This window comes from Streptomyces sp. ID05-39B (assembly GCF_033794725.1).
GTDB classification, from domain to species: domain Bacteria; phylum Actinomycetota; class Actinomycetes; order Streptomycetales; family Streptomycetaceae; genus Streptomyces; species Streptomyces bobili.
The window spans coordinates 1-10,047 of the sequence record NZ_JARGEF010000271.1 but is presented as its reverse complement, the minus strand read 5'-3'; the positions used below and the strand labels follow the sequence as shown (position 1 = coordinate 10,047).

At 69.5% G+C, this 10,047-nt stretch carries 8 protein-coding genes and 2 pseudogenes; 7 read left to right on the top strand and 3 right to left on the bottom strand.

Features of this window, described 5'->3' with window-relative positions; all coding sequences use genetic code 11:
* Positions 1-94: 94 nt before the first annotated feature.
* Positions 95-815, top strand: a pseudogene (locus P1P75_RS35500) (peptide-N4-asparagine amidase); the annotation flags it as partial.
* Positions 816-1,007: 192 nt separating this feature from the next.
* Complete coding sequence (locus P1P75_RS35495; protein WP_319263267.1) at positions 1,008-2,507, top strand: cation:dicarboxylase symporter family transporter; 1,500 nt, start codon at positions 1,008-1,010, stop codon at positions 2,505-2,507.
* 155 nt (positions 2,508-2,662) lie between these two features.
* Here P1P75_RS35495 and P1P75_RS35490 read toward each other — a convergent pair whose 3' ends face one another.
* On the bottom strand, positions 2,663-3,112 hold the full coding sequence (locus P1P75_RS35490) for a MarR family transcriptional regulator (RefSeq protein ID WP_319263266.1): 450 nt from the start codon (positions 3,110-3,112) through the stop codon (positions 2,663-2,665).
* A 94-nt stretch (positions 3,113-3,206) separates the two neighbouring features.
* Here P1P75_RS35490 and P1P75_RS35485 point away from each other — a divergent pair, with 94 nt between their 5' ends.
* Together P1P75_RS35485 and mltG are read left to right on the top strand one after the other, a co-directional pair.
* Entirely contained in the window at positions 3,207-5,015 is a 1,809-nt protein-coding gene (locus P1P75_RS35485; protein WP_319263264.1) for an ABC transporter ATP-binding protein, read from the top strand.
* Between the two features lie 53 nt (positions 5,016-5,068).
* Positions 5,069-5,926 (top strand): endolytic transglycosylase MltG, encoded by an 858-nt coding sequence (gene mltG, locus P1P75_RS35480; RefSeq protein ID WP_319263262.1) that lies wholly within the window; start codon positions 5,069-5,071, stop codon positions 5,924-5,926.
* Positions 5,927-5,938: 12 nt separating this feature from the next.
* Here mltG and P1P75_RS35475 read toward each other — a convergent pair whose 3' ends face one another.
* A complete protein-coding gene (locus P1P75_RS35475; protein ID WP_319263260.1) occupies positions 5,939-7,024 on the bottom strand; it encodes an NAD(P)-binding domain-containing protein in 1,086 nt (361 codons plus the stop codon).
* Between the two features lie 99 nt (positions 7,025-7,123).
* Between P1P75_RS35475 and P1P75_RS35470 the strand changes: the two genes are divergently transcribed.
* Both P1P75_RS35470 and P1P75_RS35465 read left to right on the top strand, forming a co-directional pair.
* On the top strand, positions 7,124-7,546 hold the full coding sequence (locus P1P75_RS35470) for a YjbQ family protein (RefSeq protein ID WP_319263258.1): 423 nt from the start codon (positions 7,124-7,126) through the stop codon (positions 7,544-7,546).
* A gap of 60 nt (positions 7,547-7,606) precedes the next feature.
* Entirely contained in the window at positions 7,607-7,894 is a 288-nt protein-coding gene (locus tag P1P75_RS35465; protein WP_319263256.1) for an integrase, read from the top strand.
* Positions 7,895-8,153: 259 nt separating this feature from the next.
* Here P1P75_RS35465 and P1P75_RS35460 read toward each other — a convergent pair.
* Positions 8,154-9,020, bottom strand: a pseudogene (locus P1P75_RS35460) (IS481 family transposase); the annotation flags it as partial.
* A 277-nt stretch (positions 9,021-9,297) separates the two neighbouring features.
* Between P1P75_RS35460 and P1P75_RS35455 the strand changes: the two are divergent.
* Positions 9,298-9,564 (top strand): hypothetical protein, encoded by a 267-nt coding sequence (locus tag P1P75_RS35455; RefSeq protein ID WP_319263254.1) that lies wholly within the window; start codon positions 9,298-9,300, stop codon positions 9,562-9,564.
* The last annotated feature ends 483 nt before the right edge of the window (positions 9,565-10,047 follow it).

Below are 10,047 nucleotides of genomic sequence, written 5' to 3'. Positions count from 1 at the left end.
CGCACGCCCGCGGACGTCGAGCTCGCCGCATGAGCCCAGCAAGACCGAATGACCCCACCCCCGACAGGGGTGCCTTGACGAAGGACATAGAGGCACCCCCGCCGGGGTCCTCGACGACGGCCACCACCACCGCGTGGAGGTGTCCGTGGTCGCTGTTCCCGAGGGGCGGAGCGGCTGGAGCCTGCCCGTCGACGTGCTGGTGTGGCAGGACCCCCACAAGGCGGTCGTGAACGGCGGATCCGTTCGGCACGACGCGAGTGATCCCGCCAATTCCACGACGTACACCCCGGGTACGGAAACGCCGGGTGGACGCGAAGGCGGTCACCGCCTGAGCGTCGCGGGCGATCCGGACACCTCTCACGGCCGGGTGACGACCACCTCGACCGCGCTCTCGCCGCCACGCCCGCGCACCGCTGGACCGGCGGCGAGACCGTGGACGCCCTCGACGCGACCTGGACGGACGACGAATCGGGCGCCGTGGACGGCTGTGGACCGGCACGCATAGTGCGGAGCCAGCACAGGTACGCGATGAACGGCACGACCACCGCCGGCGCCGACGGCCGGCTGCGCACGGTGCGCTCCCTTGGCGACCGGGCAGCCGCGACGGAGACACGGGGCGGCCGGCGCACGGCGTGGTCGCGGCTCCCGGCACCAACACGATCGAGGCCGCCTTGACCGTCAACGTGCCGTGGGGCCAGCGGCACGCGGTCGGCACGACGGGCGAGCGCTACCGGCTGAGCGGCTCGTCGGGCTGCTACGAGCGGGCGTCGACCACGTTGCGGGGAGTGCTGACGGAGGATCACACGCGCTGTTGAGCGGCGGGCGCGGTGACCGCAGGGGCGGGCGGTGTGCGATGCGTCACTCGTGGCGCGTTTTACGCGCACGCAACACGGAGGTCTTCCCCGTGAGCGACTCACCCCCCAAGGTGATCGCTACGGAAGCCGCTTTCCGTATCGCAGAAGTCCCGTCCGGCTTCTGCGAGTCACCGTCCCCCACAAGGAGTGCCCGTGCCGCAGTCCGTACCGTCACTGCCGCGACGCGTCGCACGCATGGTGCGTACCTCTCTCTTCGCGCAGGTCGCCTGCGCGCTCGTGCTCGGAGTGCTCGTCGGAAAGCTGTGGCCCGACGTGGCCACGGATCTCCAGCCGCTCGGCGACGGCTTCACCCGGCTGATCAAGACGATCATCTCGCCGCTGGTCTTCTGCGTGGTCGTCGTCGGCATCGCCAAGGCCGGTGACCTCAAGGCGTTCGGCAGGATGGGGCTCAAGGCCCTGATCTGGTTCGAGGTGGCGAGCACGCTCGCCCTGCTGATCGGGCTGATCGCCGCTAACCTCGTCCAGCCCGGTTCCGGGATGAACGTCGACCCGGCCACGCTCGACACCTCGGCGGTCGACGCGAAGACGGGAGGCGGTTCGCTGCCCTCCACGACCGAGTTCGTCGTGAATGCGCTGCCCACCAGTTTCATCGGCGCCTTCGCCGAGAACTCCCTGCTCCAGGTCCTCATCCTGGCCTGCCTCGTGGGCGCCGCGCTGCTGCACCTCGGTCACACCAAGGTGCCTCAGGTCCTGCCCGCCATCGAGCAGGCCCAGGAGATCATCTTCGCTATCGTCGGCTTCGTGATGCGGCTCGCGCCGATCGCGGTGTTCGGCGCGATGGCCGTCCTCATCGGCCAGTACGGCCTCGGCGTCATCGAGACCTACGCCAAGCTGATCATCCTCTGCTACGCGGCGGCCGCCCTGTTCATCGCACTGCTCGCCGTCGCGCTCAAGGCGGTGACCGGTCTCAGTCTCTGGAAGTTCCTGCGCTACATCCGCGAGGAGATGCTCCTGGCGCTCGGCACCGCCTCCACCGAGTCGGTCATGCCACGCGTGATGCAGAAGCTGCGCAAGGCCGGCGCCCGCGACGATGCCGTGGGCCTGGTGCTGCCGACGGGATACTCCTTCAACCTCGACGGCGCGTCGCTCTACCTGTCCATCGGCACGCTGTTCATCTCGCAGGCCGTCGGCGTGGACCTCAGCCTGGGGCAGCAGATCACCGTGGTCCTGGTGCTCATGCTCACCAGCAAGGGCATGGCGGGCATCCCCGGTTCGGCGTTCCTCGCCCTGTCCGCGACCGCTTCCTCGCTGGGCGCCATCCCCGCAGGTGCCGTCGCCCTGCTGTTGGGCGTGGACCGCATCATGGACTCGATGCGCGTCGTCACCAACCTTCTCGGCAACTGCGTGGCGGTGTTCGCCGTGTCCCGCTGGGAGGGCGCGCTGGACATCGAGCGGGCGAAGAAGGTGCTGAACGGGGAGCACGCGTCCGGTCCGGACGAGGCTGCGGAATCCTTTGGCCTCGGTATCCCGGACGCCCCGGACGCGGCGGACGCCCCGGACGCGGCGGAGGAAGCCCCCGTAACGCCAGGCGCGCACCCCGCCGCCGGCGCCCCGCCCAGCTCGGAGGGACCCCTGAGCCCCGCCGTCCCGGCCCAGCCGGCGGCCAAGGAATCCGCCACCGAGGCCCGCTGACGCAACCCGGTCACCAGAAGGGCCGCGGCCGCCGCTCCAGCACGCCGGAGCGGCGGCCGCGGCCTTTTCCCATCGGATCGGGAACGCCTCTGAACCCGAACGCCTCTGGGGTTGCATCGAGGTTGGTTCAGGAACGCGAGGGGTCGAGGACAGGATCAGCAGCGCGGAAGCGCCGTCCCGTCGATCAGCGTGTCCAGCAGCTCCCCGAGCACCGCCCGCTCCACGTCCGTCAGCGGGGCCAGGATCTCCCGGGCCGCCGACTGGCGCGCCCGGTGCAGTTCGTGGAGCGTGGTGCGGCCCTCGTCGGTCAGCTCGATCCGGATCACCCGGCGGTTGGTCGGGTCCGGGACCCGGCGCACCGTGCCGTTCGTCTCCAGCCCGTCGACCAGCGTGGTCACCGCCCGTGGCACGACCTCCAGGCGCGCGGCGAGGTCCGCCATCCGGGGCGGCGCGCTGAAGTGGGCGAGGGTGCGCAGCAGACGGGACTGGGCGGGCGTGATGCCCAGGTCCGACAGCTCCAGATGGTGCTTCTGGATGCGGTGCACCCGACGCGTGAACCGCAGCAGCTGCTCGGCGAGCGCGCCGTCGGGATCGGGGGTGGTCATGCGGGAACAATATCAGGACGCCGTTCATTGTGAGTATAGGTAACAATGAGCTACGCTCCCTCAGTCCCGTTCGTCCGACCTCCCGTAGGAGCCCATGCACCCCGACAAACCAGACTCCTGGCCCCCGTCCGGCGACGCCGAGGAACCGCCCCGGCAGGTGCGCCGGATCCTGAAACTGTTCCGCCCCTACCGTGGCCGGCTCGCGGTCGTCGGACTGCTTGTCGCCGCCTCCTCGCTCGTCTCGGTCGCCACGCCGTTCCTGCTGAAGGAGACCCTCGACGTCGCCATCCCCGAGGGGCGCACCGGCCTGCTGAGCCTGCTCGCGCTCGGCATGATCCTCAGCGCCGTGCTCGCCGGAGTCTTCGGCGTCCTCCAGACGCTGATCTCCACGACGGTCGGCCAGCGGGTGATGCACGACCTGCGCACCGCCGTCTTCGGCCGCCTCCAGAGCATGTCGCTCGCGTTCTTCACGCGCACGCGCACCGGCGAGGTGCAGTCCCGCATCGCCAACGACATCGGCGGCATGCAGGCGACCGTCACGTCCACCGCCACCTCCCTGGTCTCCAACTTCACCAGCGTCGTCGCCACGATCATCGCGATGATCGCCCTGGACTGGCGGCTCACCGTCGTCTCGCTGCTCCTGCTGCCGGTCTTCGTGTGGATCAGCCGCCGCGTCGGGAACGAACGGCGGAAGATCACCACCCAACGGCAGAAGCAGATGGCCGGGATGGCCGCCACGGTCACCGAATCGCTTTCGGTGAGCGGCATCCTGCTGGGCCGCACCATGGGCCGCGCCGACTCCCTCACGAACTCCTTCTCCGACGAGTCCGAGCGCCTCGTCGACCTCGAAGTGAGATCGAGCATGGCCGGCCGCTGGCGCATGTCCGTGATCGGGATCGTCATGTCGGCCATGCCGGCCGTCATCTACTGGGCCGCGGGCATGACCCTCCAGCTCGGCGGCCCCGGCGCGTCCCTGGGCACGATCGTCGCCTTCGTCTCCCTCCAGCAGGGCCTGTTCCGCCCGGCCGTCAGCCTCCTGTCGACCGGCGTGCAGATCCAGACATCCCTCGCGCTCTTCCAGCGCATCTTCGAGTACCTCGACCTCCCCGTCGACATCACCGAGCGGGCGGACCCGGTCCACCTCGACCAGATCAAGGGCGAAGTCCGCTTCGAGGACGTGGAGTTCCGCTACGACGGCGACGACACGGTCGCCCCCGTCCTCACCGGCATCGAGGTGACCGTCCCGGCCGGCAGCAGCCTGGCCGTCGTCGGTCCGACCGGCGCGGGCAAATCCACCCTGGGCTACCTCGTGCCGCGTCTGTACGACGTGACCGGCGGCCGGGTCACCCTCGACGGGGTCGATGTCCGCGACCTCGACTTCGACACCCTCGCGCGCGCGGTCGGAGTCGTCTCGCAGGAGACGTACCTCTTCCACTCCTCGATCGCCGACAATCTGCGCTTCGCCAAGCCGGACGCCACCGACGAGGAGCTGTACACGGCGGCGCGTGCGGCTCAGATCCACGACCACATCGCCGCCCTGCCGGACGGGTACGACACGGTCGTCGGCGAGCGTGGGCACCGTTTCTCCGGTGGTGAGAAGCAGCGCCTGGCCATCGCCCGCACCATCCTGCGCGACCCGCCGGTGCTGATTCTCGACGAGGCGACCAGTGCCCTGGACACCAGGACCGAACATGCCGTCCAGCAGGCCATCGACGCGCTGTCGGCCAACCGCACCACGCTCACCATCGCCCATCGGCTGTCGACCATTCGCAGTGCCGACCAGATCGTCGTCCTGGACTCCGGCCGGCTTGCCGAACGGGGCACGCACGAGGAGCTGTTGGAGCGCGGCGGGCGGTATGCGGAGCTGGTGCGCAGAGACACTCGACTGGAGCCGACAAGATGAAAATATGCCCGGAGATGCCGGAATTATCATGATATGCGGGTTACCGTGCCCGCATGCAGATGAACACTCCGCCACGGAGCGCGATTCGACTGACGCGCCGGGGCCGTCTCGTCCTCATCGCGACCGGAGCCGTCGCGGCCGGCACCGCTGTGGCGGTGCCGCTGCTGAGCATGGACAGCGCCGAGGAGAAGAAACCGACGACGCTGGTGATCCCGGAGGGCTGGCGCGCGAGCCAGATCTACGAGGCCGTCGACAAGGCCCTCGCCCTGCCGGTCGGCACCACCAGGAAGGCGTTGCCCAAGGCAGGCCTGAAGCTGCCGCCCGACGCCGAGGGCAACCCGGAGGGCTACCTCTTCCCGGCGACGTATCCACTCGACAAGAAGCCGACCCCGCAGGCGCTGCTGACCGCGATGGTCGACACCGCCAACACCAAGTTCAACGGCGCGCCGATCGCCGCCGGGGCCCAGCGCAACGCGATGAACGTCTACCAGGCGGTCACCGTCGCCAGCATCGTCCAGGCCGAGGCCGCCACCAAGGCCGACATGGGCAAGGTGGCCCGCGTGGTCTTCAACCGTCTGGAACGCGGTATGCCGTTGCAGATGGACTCCACGATCAATTACGCGCTGAACCGCTCCATGCTCAGGACGAGCACGGCGGACACCCGCCTCGACAGCCCCTACAACTCCTACCAGCGCATGGGACTGCCCCCGACGCCGATCGACAACCCCGGCGAGGAGGCTGTGCGCGCAGCGATCACTCCGACGCCGGGGGACTGGCTGTATTTCGTCACGGTCAAGCCGGGCGACACGCGCTTCACCGCCAGCTACGAGGAACATCAGCGCAATGTCGCCGAGTTCAACCGGATCCAGCAGAGCGCCCAGGCCTCGCGGAGTCCGTCGAAGGCTCCCTGACCCGACGGGACGTCAGGCGGCGACCGGCTCCCCGGCCGACTCGGCGAGCAGCCGTCTGATGTCCCGTACGGCCGCGCGCCCCGCCCGGTTGGCGCCGATGGTGCTCGCGGAGGGGCCGTAGCCGACGAGGTGGACGCGGGGGTCGACGACCGCGCGCGTGCCCTCTACGCGGATGCCGCCGCCCGGCTCGCGCAGCCGCAGCGGCGCCAGGTGGTCCACCGCGGGCCGGAAACCGGTGGCCCACAGGATGACGTCGGCGGACACCCGCCGGCCGTCCTTCCACTCGACCCCGTCCGCGGTGATCCGGTCGAACATCGGCAGCCGGTCGAGCACCCCGTCCGCCAGTCCCTGCCGGATCGCGTCGTTCAGCGGCAGGCCCGTCACCGAGACGACGCTCTTGGGCGGCAGCCCCTGCCGTACCCGCTCCTCCACGAGCGCGACCGCCGCGCGGCCCGCGTCCTCGTCGAAGGGGCCCTCGCGGAAGACGGGCAGGCGCCGCGTCACCCAGGTCGTGGCGGCCGCGTACGGGGCCAGTTCCAGCAGGTGCTGGGTTCCCGAGGCCCCGCCGCCCACCACGACCACCCGCAGTCCGGCGAACGCCTCCGGCCCCGGATACCGGGCGGTGTGGATCTGCCGGCCGCGGAAGGTGTCCTGCCCGGGATAGCGCGGCCAGAACGGCCGGTCCCAGGTGCCGGTGGCGTTGATCAGCGCCTTCGTGGCCCACGTACCGTCGGAGCTCTCGACGAGCAGCCGCCCGTTCCCGCCTTCGCGTACCGCCGTCACATCGACCGGCCGACGCACCCGCAGATCGAAGGCGCGCTCGTAGTCGGTGAAGTACTCGGCGATCACCTCGGAGGAGGGCCGCGCCGGGTCGGCGCCCGCGAGTTCCCTGCCGGGCAGGGCGTGCATCCCGTGCACCCTGCCGTACGTCAGTGAGGGCCACCTGAACTGCCAGGCGCCGCCAGGGCCGGGGGAGTGGTCGAGCACCACGAAGTCGCGCTCCGGCTCGAAGCCGGTGCGGCGCAGGTGGTAGGCCGCTGCCAGACCCGCCTGACCGGCCCCTATGACGGTCACCTCGACCTCACGCATTTCGTTCACCTTTGAACCAACAGTGCCGAGGTCGTGGATCTTCCCGTGCGGCGCGACCACGCGACGACAGCGTCTGCCGCCACGGCGGGCATGGGTCAGGATGGTGGCATGTCAGACGCGTTCACCACCCGGGTCCTGCACATCGCCTCCGGCGCCGAGGAGAGGGTCGTCGACCTCACCCGTGACTGCGAGGCCTTCCTGCGGGAGGCGGCGGCCGGCCGCGACGGCCTGCTGAACATCTTCGTCCCGCATGCCACGGCCGGCATCGCGATCATCGAGACCGGTGCCGGAAGCGACGACGACCTCCTCACGGCGCTGCACACCCTGCTCCCCGCCGACGACCGCTGGCAGCACCGCCACGGCAGCCCCGGCCACGGCCGCGACCACGTCCTGCCGGCCTTCGTCCCACCCCACGCCACCCTGCCGGTGGTGGACGGCACCCTGCGACTGGGGACCTGGCAGTCGGTCTGCCTCGTGGACACCAACCGCGACAACCCCGAACGTCAGGTCCGACTGAGCTTCCTGGGCTGAGCAAGATCATCCCGGGTGTGGCCGTGAAATCGGCGTGGCCGTGAAATCTCCGTACCTTGCGTGCTCGAGACGGAGAAGCCCTTGCGCGGTACGGACCCGAACATGATCGAACGCCCCTGCGACGGATGCGGCAAGTGCCTGCTCGGCGTACGGCGACTGTCGCGGATGAAGCTAGCCACGTCGTCCCCGGAACGCCAGTGCGACGACATCCTCACCGCGGTCGGCGCGGTCGGCGGCCACATCATCGGCTGGGCCGACGACTGGGAGGTGTCAGGCGCCACCCACCCGCTTACGGTGTCGTCCTGCGGGACGGCGGCCGGGGGCGACAGTGGCGGTTTGCGACCCTGACCGCCCAGGTCCTCCAGCCCGTCTAGGCCCAGGCGGTCGAAGCGGTTGAAGCCAGCGGCGGACTGTCTTGGGACTGCACCTCAACTCATCCGCGAAGGCCTGGACCCGCTGTTCGTTGACCAGCTCAAGTCGACCATCCGTGCCCGCAGCACCAGGTCACGCGGTGCCTTTGCGCGCCCTCGACAGTCGACGCACAACCCGTTCCTCGTTCTCGTCACGGCTCAGCCGCGCCCCGTAACACCACCGTCCAGCACCCGTTGTGGAGCCATGCGGGGTATGCGTCGCGCCCCTCGGTCTCGGTCCGGTAGGGCTGCGCGTAGGCCCATTCGTCCAGGAGGGTGCGGTTGAACCGCTCCACCTTCCCGTTGGTCTGGGGCCGGTAGGGGCGGGTTCGCTTGTGTGAAATCCCCTGTTCTGCAAGGGAGTTGCGCCAGAGGTAGGACTTGTAGCAGGAGCCCTTGTCGGTCAGGACGCATTCGACGGTGATCCCGGCCTGGGCGAAGAACGCGTGGGCCCGCCGCCAGAAGCCGACGGCGGTCTCCTTCTTCTCGTCGGCGAGGATCTCGCTGTAGGCGAGGCGGGAGTGGTCGTCGACGGCGTTGTGGGAGTAGCTGTAGCCGGCGCCGGAGCGGGTCTTGCGGCCTGCTTGCCGTCCGAGGGTCCTGTGGCCGCCGCCGTCGGGGATGTTGCCGAGCTTCTTGATGTCGACGTGCACCAGCTCGCCGGGGCGCTCACGTTCGTAGCGGCGGACGGCACGGCCGGTCGCACGGTTCAGATGGGCCAGGCGGGCCAGACGGTAGCGGGTCAGGACCCGGTGGACGGTCGCGGGGCTCAGCCGCAGGAGGCAGGCGATGCGGGCCGGTCCCCACCGCCGCAGGACGCGGACCTTGATGATGCGCCGCTCGGTGCGCGTCGGGGTCCGGCGCGGGCTGCGATGCGGGCGCGAGGACCGGTCGGTCATGCCTGCCTCGTCCAGTTCGCGGTAGCGGCCGGCCCACCGCTGGGCCGTGGTGGGCGAGACCTGGAAGCGTTCGGCGGCCCGGCGCAGGGTCCAGCCGTCCTCGACCACGCAGCGGGCCAGACGCAGACGGCCGGTCTCGGTCAGGGGTGCATTACGGTGGGGCACGAGGGCCTTTCGTCGTTCCGTGCAGATGTCGCAATCCACACCGAACCCGGAAGGCCCTCACTCGTTCAAGACCACTCTTCAGTGATCGCTGTCACCAACCTCCGTGGACAGAACACCTAGGCCGGCCTCGCGGCAGGATTGACCCATGTGATGCCCGATGGGATCGCCGTCCCCTCAACCGGATCGACCTGCCCCGACATCATTTGCTCTCTCCGTAGTCGGCTGCCAGTGTTCGGTCGACGTCCGCAGATTGGCGGCGAGTCAGGGAGGGATTGCTATGGGCGCGGGAATCTTGTTGCTCACGATCGGGGTGGCCGGCACTGGCTGGGGGGCCAGGTACCTCTTCAACGTGCGCGGCGCGGCGGACAAGATTGCGGCACGCCGCAACGCGGTGCGGGCTGTGACCGCTGCCCGCACCATGAATCTGGCACTCACGGAACCGTCACGGTTCGGCCCCTGGTTCTTCAGGATCACGGCAGGCGTCACCATGGCCAGCAGCCTGCTCCTCGCCTTCGCCGGCCTCGCCTTGACGTTCGCAGGATGAACCACCGTCTCGCCTGACCGACATCGCCAGGCGAAACTGCCATGAGCGGCAAACAAACCGTGCCGAGCCAGTCCGGGAGGCGCTTACGAGGTCGAGGTCGCCGTCCCTCGACGTGTATGCGCCCCCGGCCACCTTCTCTGCTCAGCGGTGTGACCCATGCCACTAACGCGTGACTCTGAGTACGGTCACTTTCCGCACGTCCATCCGAACTCCCTGCTCCACATGTGGCGTATGTGAGCGCAAATAGGCTCAATGAAAGCCAGTTGAATCCGCGAGACAGTGACCCCTCCGCCGCATAACGACGAATCACACGTCACTCTCCGTGTCATCCGCTCGGTTTGGTGGCGGTTTCACAAAAGGGCCCAACGTGTCGCCTGTGTGCGTTAGCCTCGATCTTGCGTGACGGTCCGCCGACGGAGTCGGTGGACCGTTTTCGTGCTGTGGGCTGAGGCTGGGCAGGTTGAGGGCCCGAGTGTCGTCTCG

Coding starts and splice junctions, on each gene's coding strand:
- P1P75_RS35485 (WP_319263264.1), top strand. CDS start 3,207: ATGCACCCCGACAAACCAGACTCCTGGCCCCCGTCCGGCGACGCCGAG.
- mltG (WP_319263262.1), top strand. CDS start 5,069: ATGCAGATGAACACTCCGCCACGGAGCGCGATTCGACTGACGCGCCGG.
- P1P75_RS35455 (WP_319263254.1), top strand. CDS start 9,298: ATGGGCGCGGGAATCTTGTTGCTCACGATCGGGGTGGCCGGCACTGGC.
- P1P75_RS35490 (WP_319263266.1), bottom strand. CDS start 3,112: ATGACCACCCCCGATCCCGACGGCGCGCTCGCCGAGCAGCTGCTGCGG.
- P1P75_RS35470 (WP_319263258.1), top strand. CDS start 7,124: ATGTCAGACGCGTTCACCACCCGGGTCCTGCACATCGCCTCCGGCGCC.